Source organism: Pseudomonas sediminis, assembly GCF_039555755.1.
GTDB lineage: Bacteria > Pseudomonadota > Gammaproteobacteria > Pseudomonadales > Pseudomonadaceae > Aquipseudomonas > Aquipseudomonas mendocina_D.
Genome location: NZ_CP154631.1, coordinates 3,707,150 through 3,722,942, shown reverse-complemented (window position 1 = coordinate 3,722,942; position 15,793 = coordinate 3,707,150). Strand labels below are relative to the sequence as shown.

The window sequence follows — 15,793 nt, the reverse complement described above, 5'->3', positions numbered from 1 at the left end:
GTAGCGCCCTCGGTGCGCACGGCACACCCTACCTGTCGCTTGAAACGAAGAAGGCGCCCCTTGGGGCGCCTTCTCGGTCAGCTAGCGGCTCAGTTTTCCAGCGCCGGACGCTGGCTACCGATTGGAATGCGCTTGGCCTTGGCCTCTTCCGGCACGATACGCTCCAGCTCGACATGGAGCAGACCGTTGGCCAGGTTGGCGCCTTTGACCTCGATATGATCCGCCAGGCGGAACGACAGCTTGAACGCACGCTGAGCGATACCCTGATGCAGGTAGCTGACGCTCTCGGCGCTGCGATCACGCTTGTTGCCCACCACGGTCAGCACGCCCCGCTCGACCTGCAACTCCAGGTCGTCTTCCTCGAAGCCGGCAGCCGCGACCACGATGCGGTAGTGGTCTTCGCCATGCTTCTCGACGTTGTAGGGCGGGTAAGAACTGCCAGCGTCATTGCTGCGCAGGGCAGATTCGAAAAGATCATTGAAACGGTCGAAACCGACGGACTGGCGGAACAGAGGGGCCAGAGACAGTACGTTGCTCATGAATATTCTCCTGAAATTTCAGCAAGTGTCATATTGCGGAACCCGACTTCGGCATCCCGCAGTCACTTATCTGAGGCCTGTCAGAGGAATTTCAAGGCATGCCTTGATCATCGAGCGCAAGGATCAGAAGGGTGTAGGAGCGAGCTCTGCTCGCGAAAAGCGTTCGCGAGCAGAGCTCGCTCCTACCGTAATGCTGTTCACTTAAAGGGGAAAACGTTTGGCTCCCCTCTCCCATTTATTGGGGGCACGCCTAGTGGAGAGGGGCTGGGGGAGAGGGCTGAAAACACTGCAAAATTGCCGCTCCTACCGAGGTTGTTTAGATAACAACTGGTCGATACGCTCGCAATCCTGCTCGCGGCGAACTTCAGCGAACAGCGCAACAGCCTCCGGATAGGTACGCGTGAGCATCGCCAACCATTGCTTCAGGCGCCCCGGCGCGTAGCGCGGCGACAGTTTGCGCCGTGCCTGCTGCCAGAAGTCGAGCAACAGCGGCTGCAATTCGGCCCAGCTCATTTCCTCGGGCTCCTCGCCGGCCCTGACGGCAGCGATCTGCCGCGCCAGCCCTGGTCGAGAAACCAGGCCGCGCCCCAGCATGATGTCATCCACACCGCTGATTTCGCGGCAGCGGCGCCAGTCGTCCAGCGTCCACACCTCGCCATTGGCGAACACCGGCACGCCGACGACCTCCTGCACACGCGCCACCCACTCCCAGTGCGCCGGCGGCTTGTAGCCCTCGACCTTGGTGCGCGCATGCACGACGATCTGGCTCGCTCCGCCTTCGGCCAGCGCCCGCGCACAGTCCAGCGCGCCCTCCTTGCCTTCGAAGCCCAGGCGCATCTTCGCCGTGACCGGAATCTCGGCCGGCACCGTGCGCCGCACTTCGCGGACGATGGCATGCAACAGCTCCGGCTCCTTGAGCAGCACCGCGCCGCCACGCGACTTGTTCACCGTCTTGGCCGGGCAACCGAAGTTGAGGTCGATCACCGGCGCGCCGAGCGTGCAGGCGAAGGCGGCGTTGTCCGCCAGGCACTGCGGATCGGACCCCAGAAACTGCACGCGCATAGGTGTGCCGGCCTGAGTGCGCGAGCCATTGAACAACTCGGGCGCCAGCTTGTGATAGGTGGCAGCCGGCAACAGCCGTTCGCTGACGCGAATGAACTCGGTGACACACCAGTCGATGCCGCCGATGCGAGTCAGCACGTCGCGCAGAATCTCGTCGACCAGCCCCTCCATGGGCGCCAGGGCGGTTTGCATGAGGTTGTCCGGAAAAATGGGGCGCACAGTTTAGGGGCTGCATGAAAAGCCGTCGAGCGACGCTCAGACAAGGCGAAAGACGATGCTCAAACCGCACTCAGCAGGGCCACAGGTGTCGTATCTACGGCATCAGATAGGCCACACTGACATTCCACCCAACAGAGAGGCTCGCCATGCGTTATCTCGCACTGATCGCTCTGGGCATCTGCTGCTGGGGCGCCCAGGCTGATGAAGCGATGCCCAGCGGCATCGTCCCCATGCCGGCAGACCCGGTTGCCGATGCGCCCGCGCGCCTGATCTTCAGCCGTGACAACAACGCGCCGAATGCCTGCGACGTGGAGCTCTACGTCAATCAGCAGGTGGTGGCGAAACTCGGTCCCGGCGACCACACCAGCCTGGACCTGCCCAACGGCGAGCTAAGTGTCGCCGTGGCCATGTCGCCGGATGGTTATTGTGGAGGGCGTGGGCCGGATGTGGCGCAGTCCGTCATCCTCCGCCCCGGCGAAACCCGTCACTTCGCCGTCATGGTAGAGCCGGAGCAGGTGTTTCTTGCGCCGCAGGATGACTGAGCAGCCTACAGCTCCAGCGGATAAGGCGGCGTCAGCGCCTTGCCATAGCCCTCGACGAACTCCGCCGGCATGCGCTTGGGGCGCCCACTGGACAGTTCGATGCAGACGAAGGTGGTCTTGGCACGCAGCAAGGTAACGCCATCCTCCGGACGCACCAGCTGGAAACGTCGATCCATCTTCAGGCGCTGATCGGATTCGACGATCCAGGTCGCCATCTGCAGATGCTGCCCTTCGTAGGCGCTGGCGAGGTAGTCGATCTCATGACGCACCACAGCCATGGCGCGATCCAGGCGGCGGTATTCGACCAGGTCCAGCCCAAGGAACTGCGAGTGCCGCCAGGCGCAACGCTCCAGCCAACTGACGTACACCGCGTTGTTGGCATGACCGAGGCCGTCGATGTCGTCTGCGCTCACTTCGATATCGATGACGAAGGGGTCGGGCAACTCCCAGTTCATGACTCTACCTCCAGGTATGCAGCCTGCATGCGGCAAGCCGGGTGATCCGATTCCAGAATGCGGCTGCCTGCTTCCTCGGCGGCCAGTCGATCAGGTGCCGCATGATACGCCGCACGGCCTCTCCGTGCAGCGCCGAGCTTTCATCGTGCCATCATCGCGCGCCATAATGCAGCGCACTCGCACGAGAGCCCGAGAACGAGCAATTGACTGCCACCCTGCGCCTATTGATGCTTCTGCTGCTGCCAGCACTGACCTGGGCGCAAAGCCTGCCGCTGCCGATTGGTCAGACGCAGACATTGCCCGGGCCTTACATGGCGTTCTGGGAAGACCCGGATGGCCGTGCCGACATCACCGATGTGCGCGCACTGCCCGACTCCGCCTGGCAAGCAGTGGAGCGGCGCGATGCCAGCTTCGGCTACAGCGGCAGCACCTACTGGCTACGCCTGGACTTACACAACCCGCACAGCCGCTCGCTGGGCTGGGTGCTGCTGATCGGTAACCCACTGCTGGATCAACTGGACGCCTACGGCCTGGACGGCAAACGCATCTACCGCGCAGGAGACCAGCGCCCCTTCGACTGGCGCTGGGTCGAGCACCGCCAACTGGTACTGCCTCTGCACGTAGCGTCTGGCGAACGCCAGCGCATTTGGCTGCGCATGCAAACCGACGGCTCGGCCAACCTCAGCGCCAGTCTGATGACCCGTGATGCGTTCGATCATCAGGAGCAGCGCAGCCTGTTGCTGCAGGGCCTGTTCTTCGGCGCCCTGATGGCAATGCTGATCTACAGCCTGAGCATTTTCTGCATCACCCGCGACCGCAACTACCTCTGGTACAGCCTGTTCGTCGCCAGCTTCAGTCTCTACCAGTTCATCCAGCTCGGCTTCGCCCTGCAATGGTTGTGGCCCAACGCGCTGGCCTGGCATCAACTGAGCTTCCCGCTCAGCTCCGCCCTGGCGACATTGTTCGGCATTCAATTCACCTACGGCGTGCTGGATCTGGACAAGGCCGCCAGGCCTTATCGCTGGGTCGCCAATACGCTCAAGGCCTGCGCCTGGTTGGTGCTGGGCATGGCGCTGTTTGGCCCGTATGCACCCGCCCTGATCGGCAGCTTCGTGCTGGTGACCGCCTGCGCACTGGCCGCCTTCGTCATCACCCTGCTGCGCTGGCGCGGCGGTTACGCAGCCGCGCGCCTGTTCGCCCTGGGCTGGTTCGTGCTGATCGCCGCCAGCCTTGCCAGCATCCTCACCGGCACCGGACTGCTGCCCTACTCGCTGCTGACCCTGCATGCCCAGCAGATTGGCGGCCTGATCGAGATGACGGTGTTCTCCATCGCCCTGGCCTCGCGCATCCGCCAGGTGCAGCAAGCCGAACGCCAGGCTCAGGCCAAGCTGATCGATCAGGAGCGCCGCCTGCGCAGCGAACAGACCAAGCACCTGGAACTGCAAACGCAGATCAGCGAAAGCCTGGAACAGCGCGTACAGGAGCGCACCGCGACGCTGCAGGACACCCTGCAGCAACTGTCCAACGCCAACCTGCGCCTGGCCGAGCTGAATCGACGCGACGGGCTTACCGGCCTGTTCAACCGCCAGACACTCAGCGAAGAACTGGCTCGCGCCTGCGCCCGCGCCGTGCGCAGCCGACAGTCACTGGCGGTCCTGATGCTGGATCTGGATCACTTCAAGCAGGTCAATGACCGCTACGGCCATCTCGCCGGCGATGCCTGCCTGCGCCATGCAGCCCAGCGTATCCAGCAGCGCCTGCGCAGTAGCGACTTGCTGGCACGCTTCGGCGGCGAAGAATTCGTCATCTTGCTCGACAGTACCGATCTCACCGGCGCACTCGACCTGGCCGAACAACTGCGCGAAGAGCTCGCGCTCAATCCCTGCCTCTACCAACAACAGTCGATAGCGCTGAGCCTGAGCATCGGCCTGCATGCCGGCGTACCGAGCGAGCCGGACTGCGGCGAGCATTGGCTGGAACTGGCCGACCGCGCCCTTTACCGCGCCAAGGCGGGCGGCCGTAACCGTGTGGTCAGCTACGAGGCCATGGCCTTCAAGGCCCCCTGAGGCACCAGCTCCACCAGTTCGAGCACAGCCTTCAGGATCACAGGATCACTCAACAGACGCTGATGCTCATCTGCCGGCAGGCGCATATCGAGAATCAGAGAAAGGGGACAAAACAAAAAGGGGCCACCTCGCAAGAGATGGCCCCTGGGTTCCGCAAATGCGGCAAGAAAATGGCGTCCCCTAGGGGACTCGAACCCCTGTTACCGCCGTGAAAGGGCGGTGTCCTAGGCCACTAGACGAAGGGGACGAAACCTTCGAACGACAAGGCCAGCGCTAGGCTGGCCTTGTGTGTGATTGGTGGAGCTAAACGGGATCGAACCGTTGACCTCTTGCATGCCATGCAAGCGCTCTCCCAGCTGAGCTATAGCCCCGAAACCTTGCGGTCGGCTCGCAACGCTTGCGCATTGCGACTGGAATATGGCGTCCCCTAGGGGACTCGAACCCCTGTTACCGCCGTGAAAGGGCGGTGTCCTAGGCCACTAGACGAAGGGGACGAAACCTTCGAAGAACAAGGCCAGCACTAAGCTGGCCTTGTCAGTGTTTGGTGGAGCTAAACGGGATCGAACCGTTGACCTCTTGCATGCCATGCAAGCGCTCTCCCAGCTGAGCTATAGCCCCGAAACCTTGCGGTCTGGCTGCAACGCCTAAACGCTGCTGCTGGAATAAGTGGCGTCCCCTAGGGGACTCGAACCCCTGTTACCGCCGTGAAAGGGCGGTGTCCTAGGCCACTAGACGAAGGGGACGCAAGACCCTAATCGCGAACCGACTCACATCGATTCTGGCACTCCCGAAGGAGTCGAGATTGGTGGAGCTAAACGGGATCGAACCGTTGACCTCTTGCATGCCATGCAAGCGCTCTCCCAGCTGAGCTATAGCCCCATCTCGAGGACGGGGCGCATGTTAAGAGCGCCCCGATTGGCTGTCAACAACATTTTTCCGGCCAGCCCAAAGTTTTTGCCAATAGAACAATTACTTAGAGCCTCACTCGTGGAAAGTTAGCCGTAACCGTGGGAGGCGCTTCAGCGGCGACAAAATCAAATCATCGTGGCTAAAGCCCCTCCCACAGTTGCACGTCTCAACTTAGCCAATGCTCGCCAGCAGTTTCTCCCACTCCTTGGCCTCTTTCTTCGAGGTGCCGCCGAGCAGCTCCAGTGCCTGGCGCAGACGGAAGCGAGTCAGGTCCGGGCCGAGGATTTCCATGGCATCGAGCACCGATACCGAGCTGGCCTGACCGGTGATCGCCGCGAACATCAGCGGCATGGCGTCACGCAGCTTCAGCTCCAGGTGCTCGACCACAGCCTGAATGCAGCCGGTGATGCGATCCTTTTCCCACTGGCGCAGCGACTCGAGCTTCCACAGGATCAGTTGCATCAACTGACGTACCTGATCAGGCGATAGCTTCTTGTGCTCGAACAGCTTGTCATCCAGGTTCAGACCGCCGGAGAAGAAGAAACCGGCCAGCGGCGCGATCTGACTGAAGGTCTCCACCCTGCCCTGCACGTGCGGCGCGATCTTCATCAGGTACTCGGGGTTGAGGGCCCACTTCTGCACTTCGGCGGCGAAGGTTTCCACCGGCAGTTCACGCAGCCACTGGCCGTTGAGCCAGGACAGTTTCTCCAGATCGAAGATCGGCCCACCCAGCGACACGCGGTTGATGTCGAAGTGCTCGATCATCTCGGCCAGGGAGAACTTCTCGCGCTCGTCCGGCATCGACCAGCCCATGCGACCGAGGTAGTTGAGCATGGCCTGCGGCAGGTAGCCCATGCGCTCGTAGAAGGTGATGCTGGTGGGGTTCTTGCGCTTGGACAGCTTGCTCTTGTCCGGATTGCGCAGCAGCGGCATGTAGCACAGCGCCGGCTGTTCCCAACCGAAGTATTCGTACAGCTTGATCAGCTTGGGCGCGGACGGCAGCCATTCCTCGCCACGCAGCACGTGGGTGATGCCCATCAGATGATCGTCGACCACGTTGGCCAGGAAGTAGGTCGGCAGGCCATCGGCCTTCATCAGCACCTGCATGTCCATGCGATCCCATGGGATCTCGACATTGCCACGCAGCATGTCCGGCACCACGCAAGTGCCCTCGCTGGGCACCTTCATGCGCACCACGTGCGATTCGCCCGCGGCGATGCGACGCTGCGCCTCGGCCGGTTCCAGGTGCATGCAGTAGCCGTCGTAACGCGGGGTTTCCTTGTTGGCCATCTGCTGCGCGCGCACTTCATCGAGGCGCTCGGCGGAGCAGAAGCACGGGAAGGCATGGCCTTTGCCAACCAGCTCATCGGAGTACTTCTTGTAGATCTCGCCACGCTCGCTCTGCCGATAAGGGCCGTGCGGGCCGCCAACGTCCGGGCCTTCGTCCCATTCGATACCCAACCAGCGCAGCGCGTCGAAAATCTGCTGCTCGGACTCACGCGTGGAACGAACCTGGTCGGTGTCCTCGATGCGCAGAATGAACTGGCCACCGTGCTGACGAGCGAAGCACAGGTTGAACAGCGCGATATAGGCGGTGCCGACATGGGGGTCGCCAGTTGGCGATGGCGCGATACGGGTACGGACGGTGGTCATGAATGCTCTCGGAAGGAAGACACGAGGGTTGAATCAAGCGGGCGATGTTAGCAGGCCGGCGGCACCTGGCTCCAGCAACCCGCCACGAGTGATGGGCAAGCTGGCGATGAGGAAGTCGAGGAAGGTCTTGACCTTCATCGCCTGGAAGCGTCGTGACGGATAGATCGCGTAGACCTCCCCCACCGGCAGACGCGCCTCGGGCAACAGCTCGATCAAGCGCCCGCTACGCACCGCCTCCTCACTGATCATCACCGGCAGCCCGCAAATCCCTGCACCTGCCAGCGTCGCCTCACGGGCGAAGGTGATGTTGTTGCAGGTCATCACTCGCTGGCACGGCAGGTGCTCGCCTAGCAGCGGCCAATAGCGCGGCGCATCGTGCTGCAGGAGAATCGCCCGATGCCCCTCCAGTTCGGCAACGCTGCGCGGCGTACCGTGCGCTGCGAGGTAAGCAGGGCTGGCGCACAGGCGTCGGCCACTTTCGAACAGCTTGCGCGCGATCAGCGTGGAGTCCTGCGGCTGGCCGACCTGGATAGAGATATCCACGCCCTCCTCCAGCGGATCGACCGACCGTGAGGTCAGCTCCACCTCCGCGTCGATCTGCGGGTACTGACGCATGAACTCACCCAGCACTCGCCCGAGAAACAACTGGCCAAATTCGATCGGTGAAGTGATGCGTAACAATCCGGAGGGTTCGCGCTGCAACTGCATCACCGCCTGCTCGGCTTCGGCGAAATCGAGCATGATCTGCCGGCAACGCTCGTAGTAAGCCTGCCCCACCTCGGTAAGGCGCAACTTACGCGTGGTGCGGTTTAGCAGACGCACACCAAGGCGCTCTTCGAGCAACGCGATGCGCCGGCTCACCGTCGATTTCTGCATGCCCAGGCTGGTCGCAGCCTGGGTGAAGCTGTGGCATTCCACCACTCGGGTAAAGATCAGTGCGTCATCCAGCCCCATGATTGTTCCTCATACGCAACAAAGCATGCCAAGCCGACAGTCTACTGGCGAAAAGGGAACGCTGTTAAATTTACTTACATTTATCCGCCGCATCCCGAGCCTCAAGCATGCCCGCTAAACTGCAACGTCGTCTTCTCGTCTTCGTAACTCTACTGGTATTGATCGCTGGCGCCCTGCTCGCCCAGTGGCTAATGGTGGGTCGCTACCACGAGAGCACCGATAACGCCTACGTACAGGGCGAGATCACCCGCGTCTCGAGCCAGCTGAATGCACGCATCGAAAAGGTGTTGGTACGCGACAACCAGCACGTGGAAGCCGGTCAGTTGCTGGCCGTGCTGGAAGACGCCGATTTCCGCCTGACTCGCCAGCGCGCCCTCGCAGCCCTGGAAACCCACCAGGCCGAGCGCGCCCAGGCGCAGAGCAAACTCGACCAGCAGGCCAGCTTGATCGCCGCCAGCCAGGCCGATGTCGCCGCCAGCCAGGCCACGCTGGATCGCTCCAGGCTCGACCTCGGCCGCGCCCAGACCCTGCGCAAGCCGGGCTATGTCTCCGAAGAGCGGGTCACCACCCTGGCCGCCGACAACCGTGTGGCCCGTTCGCAAGTGGCCAAGGCTCAGGCCGATCTGCAGGCGCAGCGTCAGCAGGTAGCCAGCCTGGAAGCCGAGCTCAAGCGCCTGGACGCACTGATTCTTTCCGCACAGGCTGACCTGAAACAGGCCGACCTCAACCTAGCGCGCACGCAAATCCATGCACCGATCAGCGGCATGGTCGGCCAGCGCTCGGCCCGTGAAGGTCAGGTGGTGCAAAGCGGGGCTTACCTGCTGTCATTGGTGCCGGATCAGGACATCTGGATCCAGGCCAACTTCAAGGAAACCCAGATCGGCCGCATGCGTCCGGGACAAAAGGCCGAACTGTTGTTCGACAGCTACCCGGACACGCCCATCGAAGGCCGTATCGACAGCCTGTTCGCGGCTTCCGGCGCGCAGTTCAGCCTGCTGCCACCAGACAACGCCACCGGCAACTTCACCAAGGTGGTGCAGCGCATTCCGGTCAAGCTGACCTTCGCCGCTGACAACCCGTTGCGCGGGCTGATCCGCCCCGGCATGTCGGTAGAGGTGACCGTGGATCTGCGCAGCGACGACAGCCATGGCGGGTGATGCACTGGTCCGCCCCACGGCGGAGCCCAGCCGCCGCGACTGGATTGCGGTGATGAGCGCCATGCTCGGCGCCTTCATGGCGGTGCTGGATATCCAGATCACCAACTCTTCACTCAAGGACATTCAGGGCGCGCTATCCGCGACGCTGGAAGAAGGCTCGTGGATCTCCACCTCCTACCTGGTCGCCGAGATCATCATGATTCCGCTGACCGCCTGGCTGGTGCAGCTGCTCTCAGCACGCCGCCTGGCCGTCTGGGTGTCGGTGGGTTTTCTGATCGCTTCGCTGCTGTGCTCCCTGGCCTGGAGCCTGGAAAGCATGATCGTGTTCCGCGCGCTGCAAGGGTTCACTGGCGGCGCGCTGATCCCGCTGGCGTTCACCATGACGCTGATCAAGCTACCCGAGCATCACCGCGCCAAGGGCATGGCCCTGTTCGCCATCACGGCGACCTTCGCCCCCTCCATCGGCCCGACACTGGGCGGCTGGCTGACCGAGAACTGGGGCTGGGAATACATCTTCTACATCAACGTGCCGCCCGGCCTGATCATGATTGCCGGCCTGCTCTACGGCCTGGAAAAGAAGGCGCCACACTGGGAGCTGCTGAAGACCACCGACTACGCCGGCATCGTCACCCTGGGCATGGGCCTGGGCTGCCTGCAAGTATTTCTCGAAGAAGGCCACCGCAAGGACTGGCTGGAATCGCAACTGATCGTCGGCCTGGGCAGCGTGGCGCTGGTCAGCCTGATCCTGTTCGTCATCCTGCAGATATCCCGCCCCAATCCACTGATCAACCTGGGCGTGCTGCGCGAACGCAACTTCGGCCTGGCCAGCATTTCCAGCCTGGGCCTCGGCGTCGGGCTGTACGGTTCGATCTATGTGTTGCCGCTCTATCTGGCGCAGATCCAGGGCTACAACGCCTTGCAGATCGGCGAAGTGATCATGTGGATGGGCGTGCCGCAGCTGTTTCTGATCCCGCTGGTGCCCAAGCTGATGAAGATCATCTCGCCGAAATGGCTGTGCGCCCTGGGCTTCGCCCTGTTCGGCGCGGCGAGTTTCTTCTCCGGCGTGCTCAACCCGGACTTTGCCGGCGAGCAGTTCCAGCACATCCAGATCGTCCGCGCGCTTGGCCAACCGCTGGTGATGGTCACGGTGTCGCTGATCGCCACGGCCTATATCCTGCCGCAGGATGCCGGCTCGGCCTCCAGCCTGTTCAACATCCTGCGCAACCTCGGCGGCGCCATCGGCATCGCCCTGCTCGCCACCCTGCTGGATGCCCGCGCCAAGGTCTATTTCGACTACCTGCGCGAGTCCATCGTGCCGACCAACCCACAAGTCGAGGAACGCCTGCACCTGCTGACACAGACATTGGGCAGCGAACAGGCAGCACTGGCCAAGCTCAGCCAGATCGTGCATGAACAAGCGATCATCATGGCCTACAACGACGCCTTCCACTTCATCGGCATCGCCCTGGGCGTGAGCATGCTGGCGATCCTGCTGACACGAAAGCTGCCGCAGAACATGGCGGGCGGTGGCGCGGCTCACTGACCCTACTGTGTGGGAGCCGCGCCACGCGGCGAATCGAGAGAACACCGTAAAACCAAAAGCTCCGCCCCGGGGCGGGGCTCCTACACCGGCGCCCCCGCGCCACGCGGCAACATCAAACCTGCAACAACCTATCCCGCAGCTTCTGAATCTCATCACGTAACTGCGCGGCGGCCTCGAACTCCAGGTCGCGCGCCAGGGCGTACATCTTCTCTTCCAGCTGACGAATACGCTTGGTGATCTCGCTCGGCGAACGCAGCTCGTTCTCGTAGCGTGCGCTCTCCTCCGCCGCCTTGGCCATGCCCTTGCGCTTGTTGCTCCGCGCACCGGGCACCACGGCGCCTTCGAGAATGTCCTTGACGTCTTTCTGCACGCCCTTGGGCACGATGCCGTTGGCCTCGTTGAAGGCGATCTGCTTGGCACGACGCCGCTCGGTCTCGCCGATGGCGCGCTGCATCGAGCCGGTCATGTTGTCGGCGTAGAGAATCGCTCGACCGTTGAGGTTACGCGCCGCGCGGCCGATGGTCTGGATCAGCGAGCGCTCGCTGCGCAGGAAACCTTCCTTGTCTGCATCGAGGATCGCCACCAGCGACACCTCGGGCATGTCCAGACCCTCGCGCAGCAGGTTGATACCCACCAGCACGTCGAAGGCGCCGAGACGCAGATCACGAATGATCTCCACCCGCTCAACAGTATCGATGTCCGAGTGCAGGTAACGCACCTTGACGTCGTGATCACCCAGGTAATCGGTCAAGTCCTCGGCCATGCGCTTGGTCAGCGTGGTGACCAGCACACGATCGCCCGCCGCCACGCGCAAACGGATCTCCGAGAGCAGATCATCGACCTGAGTGCGCGCCGGGCGCACCTCGATCTGCGGGTCGACCAAGCCAGTCGGTCGCACCAACTGCTCCACCACACGCCCAGCATGCTCGCCCTCGTAAGGTCCCGGCGTGGCGGACACGAAAATGGTCTGCGGGCTGGCCGCCTCCCACTCCTCGAAACGCATCGGTCGGTTATCCAGCGCCGAGGGCAGGCGGAAGCCGTACTCCACCAGCGTCTCCTTGCGCGAACGGTCGCCCTTGTACATCGCGCCGACCTGCGGCACCGAGACGTGGGACTCATCGATAACCAGCAGCGCTTCATCAGGCAGGTAGTCATAAAGAGTGGGTGGCGGCGCGCCAGCCGGGCGACCCGAGAGGTAGCGTGAGTAGTTTTCGATGCCGTTGCAGTAGCCCAGTTCGAGAATCATCTCCAGATCGAAGCGCGTACGCTGCTCCAGACGCTGCGCCTCCACCAGCTTGTTCGCCCCGCGCAGGTACTCCAGGCGCTGCTGCAGCTCGACCTTGATGTGCTCAACCGCCTCCAGCAGCGTTTCACGCGGGGTGACGTAGTGGCTCTTGGGGTAGAAGGTGAAACGCGGCAGCTTCTGGATCACCTCACCGGTCAGCGGATCGAAGGCGCTGATGCTCTCCACCTCGTCATCGAACAGCTCGACACGGATGGCTTCAAGATCCGACTCCGCCGGAAAGACGTCGATCACATCGCCGCGCACGCGGAAAGTCGCACGGGCAAAATCCATGTCGTTGCGGGTGTACTGCAGCTCGGCCAGGCGGCGCAACAGCGCGCGCTGGTCCATCTTGTCGCCGCGATCGAGGTGCAGCACCATTTTCAGGTACTCCTCGGGACTGCCCAGGCCGTAGATCGACGACACGGTGCAGACCACGATCACGTCCTTGCGCTCGATCAGCGCCTTGGTCGCCGACAAACGCATCTGCTCGATATGATCGTTGATCGAGGCATCCTTCTCGATGAAGGTGTCCGACGACGGCACATAGGCTTCCGGCTGGTAGTAGTCGTAGTAGGAGACGAAATACTCCACCGCGTTGTTCGGGAAGAATGCCTTGAACTCGCCGTAGAGCTGCGCGGCCAGGGTCTTGTTCGGCGCCAGGACCAGGGTCGGGCGCTGCACCTGGGCAATCACGTTGGCAATGGAAAAAGTCTTGCCCGAGCCGGTTACGCCCAGCAGAGTCTGGTGCGACAGACCGGCCTCCAGCCCCTCGACCATCTGCCGGATCGCCTCGGGCTGATCGCCGGCAGGTTTGAAGCGGGTCACCAACTGAAATTCGGACATGCAGCACCTCGACAAACGACTGTGACGCGCCCTGTCGGGCGGCGTCAAAGCCATGAATTGCGGGGCGACTCGGCAATAGCTCCAGGTAGAGTCGAATTACCTGGCAAAAGGCCTTAATTCAGGGCTTTGCGCTGTCGCCCCCTGGATACAGGGTCGTTATACTAACGCCCCGTTTACGCGCCCCCTAGCGCTTTTGTCGGGGACGCCTGGCCACCCACCCCTCACTCGAGTTGCCGCATCCATCATGAGTCTCTTCTCTGCCGTCGAAATGGCTCCGCGCGATCCCATCCTGGGCCTCAACGAAGCATTCAACGCCGACACCCGCGCGACCAAGGTCAACCTTGGCGTGGGCGTCTACTACAACGAGGAGGGACGGATTCCGCTGCTGCGCGCCGTCGCAGAAGCCGAAAAAGCGCGTATCGAGGCGCACGCGCCACGTGGCTACCTGCCCATCGAAGGCATCGCCGCCTACGACAAGGCCGTGCAAGAGCTGCTGTTCGGCAAGGGCGCAGCCTTGATCGAAGCCGGCCGCGTGATCACCACCCAGGCCCTGGGCGGTACTGGCGCCCTGAAGATCGGCGCCGACTTCCTCAAGCGCCTGCTGCCGGACGCCACCGTCGCCATCAGCGACCCGAGCTGGGAAAACCACCGCGCCCTGTTCGAATCCGCCGGCTTCCCGGTGCAGAACTACCGCTACTATGATCCGTTCAGCAATGGCGTGAACCGTGGCGGCATGCTCGAAGACCTGCGCAACCTTCCGGCTCACTCCATCGTCGTGCTGCACGCCTGCTGCCACAACCCGACCGGCGTCGACCTGCAGCTGGAAGACTGGAAAGCCGTGCTGGACGTGCTGCGCGAGCGTGAGCACGTGCCCTTCCTCGACATCGCTTACCAGGGCTTCGGTGACGGCATCGAGCAGGACGCCGAAGCCGTTCGCCTGTTCGCCGAGTCGGGCCTGGAGTTCTTCGTCTCCAGCTCCTTCTCCAAGTCGTTTTCGCTCTACGGCGAGCGCGTCGGCGCCCTGTCGCTGGTCACCAGCAGCCGTGAAGAGTCGACTCGCGTCCTGTCGCAGCTCAAGCGCGTGATCCGCACCAACTACTCCAACCCGCCAACCCACGGCGCCACTGTAGTCGCCAGCGTGCTCAACAGCCCCGAGCTGCGCGCCATGTGGGAAGCCGAACTGGGCGAAATGCGCGACCGCATCCGCAGCATGCGCCTGGCCATGGTCGAACAACTGGCAGCCCTGGGTGCCAAGCGCGACTTCGGCTTCGTCGCCGAGCAACGCGGCATGTTCTCCTACTCCGGCCTAACCGTGGAGCAGGTCGAGCGCCTGAAGGAAGAGTTCGGCATCTACGCCGTCGGCACCGGCCGCATCTGCGTTGCCGCGCTGAACAAAGGCAACCTGGACAGCGTCACCCGCGCGATCCACGCCGTGCTGTAAGCCTCTGCGATAGACAAAAGCGCCGGCCCATGGGCCGGCGTTTTTGTATGCGCCAACAGTCACTGTAGGAACGACTGGGCGACATTCCTTTTCAGCCGCGATCTGCCACTGCCATCGCGGCTAAAGCCCCTCCCACGACACCATCGCTGAACACCCCGAATTCTAACCACGGAGATATCGCGTTGAAGTGTTGACTTCTCTTTTTTAATCAGTAACATACGCGCCGTTGTTCCGCGATAGCTCAGTCGGTAGAGCAAATGACTGTTAATCATTGGGTCCCTGGTTCGAGTCCAGGTCGCGGAGCCAAATTCGAGAACCCAGCCTAACCGCTGGGTTTTTTATTGCCTGCGGACTCTCACCAGGGACTGCGTCCCAGGTTATTCGCTGCGCTCACCCCTTCGGGGCCGCGCTAAAGCGCGTTCAGCTTCGCTGTCGAGTCCAGGTCGCGGAGCCAAATTCGAGAACCCAGCCTAACCGCTGGGTTTTTTATTGCCTGCGGACTCTCACCAGGGACTGCGTCCCAGGTTATTCGCTGCGCTCACCCCTTCGGGGCCGCGCTAAAGCGCGTTCAGCTTCGCTGTCGAGTCCAGGTCGCGGAGCCAAATTCGAGAACCCAGCCTAACCGCTGGGTTTTTTATTGCCTGCGGACACCCAACGTAGGGTGCGCCGTGCGCACCGGCAGCACTCGAGAGCCAAGGCCTGGCGCCGACAAGATGCGTCCCCTTAAAAGCAAAAAGGCCGGTCAAGGACCGGCCCAAATGGCAACGCCGCCAGGCGTCAGTTCACACTCAACTTGTCGCGATTCTTCTCCAGCGTCGCCTGGCCAATCCCCTTGACCTCCAGCAACTCGTCGACCGACGCGAAGTTACCGTGTTCCTCACGGTACGCCACGATCGCCTTGGCCTTGGTCTCGCCGATACCCGCCAGCTCGCGCTGCAGGGTATCCGCATCGGCGGTGTTCAGATTGACCACGGCCACCTGCGCCACCTGCACGGCAGCCGGCTTGGCGCTTTCGGTTTTCGGCGTTTCGGCGGCCACGGCAGCCAGGGAGAGAGAAGCGAGAACAGCGAACAGCAGGGAAGAAAGACGGGCTTTCAGCATGATGTGCATCCTTTCGTGAGTTGA

12 protein-coding genes and 7 tRNA genes are annotated in these 15,793 nt (G+C 62.6%); 6 read left to right on the top strand and 13 right to left on the bottom strand.

Annotated elements, in window-relative coordinates; all coding sequences use genetic code 11:
- Nucleotides 1-89 precede the first annotated feature (89 nt).
- The gene (locus tag AAEQ75_RS17450; protein WP_256837220.1) at nt 90-539 is read right to left on the bottom strand and encodes an Hsp20 family protein; all 450 of its coding nucleotides are present in this window, start codon (nt 537-539) and stop codon (nt 90-92) included.
- A 303-nt stretch (nt 540-842) separates the two neighbouring features.
- Entirely contained in the window at nt 843-1,793 is a 951-nt protein-coding gene (locus tag AAEQ75_RS17445) for a tRNA dihydrouridine synthase (protein WP_343349909.1), read from the bottom strand.
- A 173-nt stretch (nt 1,794-1,966) separates the two neighbouring features.
- Here AAEQ75_RS17445 and AAEQ75_RS17440 point away from each other — a divergent pair, with 173 nt between their 5' ends.
- Complete coding sequence (locus AAEQ75_RS17440; RefSeq protein ID WP_343349908.1) at nt 1,967-2,362, top strand: hypothetical protein; 396 nt, start codon at nt 1,967-1,969, stop codon at nt 2,360-2,362.
- Between the two features lie 5 nt (nt 2,363-2,367).
- On the opposite strand, the gene AAEQ75_RS17435 is transcribed toward AAEQ75_RS17440, so the two are convergent.
- Complete coding sequence (locus tag AAEQ75_RS17435; protein ID WP_099525411.1) at nt 2,368-2,817, bottom strand: acyl-CoA thioesterase; 450 nt, start codon at nt 2,815-2,817, stop codon at nt 2,368-2,370.
- Nucleotides 2,818-3,020: 203 nt separating this feature from the next.
- On the opposite strand from AAEQ75_RS17435, the gene AAEQ75_RS17430 reads away from it, so the two are divergent.
- Entirely contained in the window at nt 3,021-4,883 is a 1,863-nt protein-coding gene (locus AAEQ75_RS17430; protein ID WP_343349906.1) for a sensor domain-containing diguanylate cyclase, read from the top strand.
- A gap of 171 nt (nt 4,884-5,054) precedes the next feature.
- Here AAEQ75_RS17430 and AAEQ75_RS17425 read toward each other — a convergent pair.
- The 8 genes from AAEQ75_RS17425 to AAEQ75_RS17390 form a co-directional block, all read right to left on the bottom strand.
- Nucleotides 5,055-5,130, bottom strand: a tRNA-Glu gene (locus AAEQ75_RS17425).
- 48 nt (nt 5,131-5,178) lie between these two features.
- Nucleotides 5,179-5,254 (bottom strand) — tRNA-Ala (locus AAEQ75_RS17420).
- A gap of 47 nt (nt 5,255-5,301) precedes the next feature.
- Nucleotides 5,302-5,377: transfer RNA gene (locus AAEQ75_RS17415), tRNA-Glu, on the bottom strand.
- A gap of 48 nt (nt 5,378-5,425) precedes the next feature.
- Nucleotides 5,426-5,501: transfer RNA gene (locus AAEQ75_RS17410), tRNA-Ala, on the bottom strand.
- A 49-nt stretch (nt 5,502-5,550) separates the two neighbouring features.
- A tRNA-Glu gene (locus AAEQ75_RS17405) sits at nt 5,551-5,626 on the bottom strand.
- Nucleotides 5,627-5,686: 60 nt separating this feature from the next.
- Nucleotides 5,687-5,762, bottom strand: a tRNA-Ala gene (locus tag AAEQ75_RS17400).
- Nucleotides 5,763-5,963: 201 nt separating this feature from the next.
- Nucleotides 5,964-7,445 (bottom strand): glutamate--tRNA ligase, encoded by a 1,482-nt coding sequence (gltX, locus tag AAEQ75_RS17395; RefSeq protein ID WP_343349904.1) that lies wholly within the window; start codon nt 7,443-7,445, stop codon nt 5,964-5,966.
- A gap of 33 nt (nt 7,446-7,478) precedes the next feature.
- A complete protein-coding gene (locus AAEQ75_RS17390) occupies nt 7,479-8,399 on the bottom strand; it encodes a LysR family transcriptional regulator (protein ID WP_343349902.1) in 921 nt (306 codons plus the stop codon).
- Between the two features lie 107 nt (nt 8,400-8,506).
- Here AAEQ75_RS17390 and AAEQ75_RS17385 point away from each other — a divergent pair, with 107 nt between their 5' ends.
- Nucleotides 8,507-9,556, top strand: coding sequence for an HlyD family secretion protein (locus tag AAEQ75_RS17385; protein WP_343349901.1), 1,050 nt, complete (start codon nt 8,507-8,509; stop codon nt 9,554-9,556).
- 49 nt (nt 9,557-9,605) lie between these two features.
- The gene (locus AAEQ75_RS17380) at nt 9,606-11,099 is read left to right on the top strand and encodes an MDR family MFS transporter (protein WP_343352423.1); all 1,494 of its coding nucleotides are present in this window, start codon (nt 9,606-9,608) and stop codon (nt 11,097-11,099) included.
- 112 nt (nt 11,100-11,211) lie between these two features.
- Here the strand turns inward: AAEQ75_RS17380 and uvrB are convergent, their stop codons facing one another.
- A complete protein-coding gene (gene uvrB / locus AAEQ75_RS17375) occupies nt 11,212-13,227 on the bottom strand; it encodes an excinuclease ABC subunit UvrB (RefSeq protein ID WP_106735670.1) in 2,016 nt (671 codons plus the stop codon).
- Between the two features lie 244 nt (nt 13,228-13,471).
- Between uvrB and AAEQ75_RS17370 the strand changes: the two genes are divergently transcribed.
- Both AAEQ75_RS17370 and AAEQ75_RS17365 read left to right on the top strand, forming a co-directional pair.
- Nucleotides 13,472-14,668, top strand: a complete 1,197-nt coding sequence (locus AAEQ75_RS17370) for an amino acid aminotransferase (protein WP_343349900.1) — start codon at nt 13,472-13,474, stop codon at nt 14,666-14,668.
- A gap of 230 nt (nt 14,669-14,898) precedes the next feature.
- Nucleotides 14,899-14,974: transfer RNA gene (locus AAEQ75_RS17365), tRNA-Asn, on the top strand.
- A 471-nt stretch (nt 14,975-15,445) separates the two neighbouring features.
- On the opposite strand, the gene AAEQ75_RS17360 is transcribed toward AAEQ75_RS17365, so the two are convergent.
- The gene (locus AAEQ75_RS17360) at nt 15,446-15,769 is read right to left on the bottom strand and encodes a ComEA family DNA-binding protein (protein ID WP_343349898.1); all 324 of its coding nucleotides are present in this window, start codon (nt 15,767-15,769) and stop codon (nt 15,446-15,448) included.
- Between the last annotated feature and the right edge of the window lie 24 nt (nt 15,770-15,793).

Bases quoted from the DNA above. Each gene is read 5' to 3' on its own strand.
- uvrB (WP_106735670.1), bottom strand. From the start codon at position 13,227: ATGTCCGAATTTCAGTTGGTGACCCGCTTCAAACCTGCCGGCGATCAG.
- AAEQ75_RS17450 (WP_256837220.1), bottom strand. From the start codon at position 539: ATGAGCAACGTACTGTCTCTGGCCCCTCTGTTCCGCCAGTCCGTCGGT.
- AAEQ75_RS17360 (WP_343349898.1), bottom strand. From the start codon at position 15,769: ATGCTGAAAGCCCGTCTTTCTTCCCTGCTGTTCGCTGTTCTCGCTTCT.
- AAEQ75_RS17385 (WP_343349901.1), top strand. From the start codon at position 8,507: ATGCCCGCTAAACTGCAACGTCGTCTTCTCGTCTTCGTAACTCTACTG.
- AAEQ75_RS17435 (WP_099525411.1), bottom strand. From the start codon at position 2,817: ATGAACTGGGAGTTGCCCGACCCCTTCGTCATCGATATCGAAGTGAGC.
- AAEQ75_RS17440 (WP_343349908.1), top strand. From the start codon at position 1,967: ATGCGTTATCTCGCACTGATCGCTCTGGGCATCTGCTGCTGGGGCGCC.
- AAEQ75_RS17445 (WP_343349909.1), bottom strand. From the start codon at position 1,793: ATGCAAACCGCCCTGGCGCCCATGGAGGGGCTGGTCGACGAGATTCTG.
- gltX (WP_343349904.1), bottom strand. From the start codon at position 7,445: ATGACCACCGTCCGTACCCGTATCGCGCCATCGCCAACTGGCGACCCC.
- AAEQ75_RS17390 (WP_343349902.1), bottom strand. From the start codon at position 8,399: ATGGGGCTGGATGACGCACTGATCTTTACCCGAGTGGTGGAATGCCAC.
- AAEQ75_RS17370 (WP_343349900.1), top strand. From the start codon at position 13,472: ATGAGTCTCTTCTCTGCCGTCGAAATGGCTCCGCGCGATCCCATCCTG.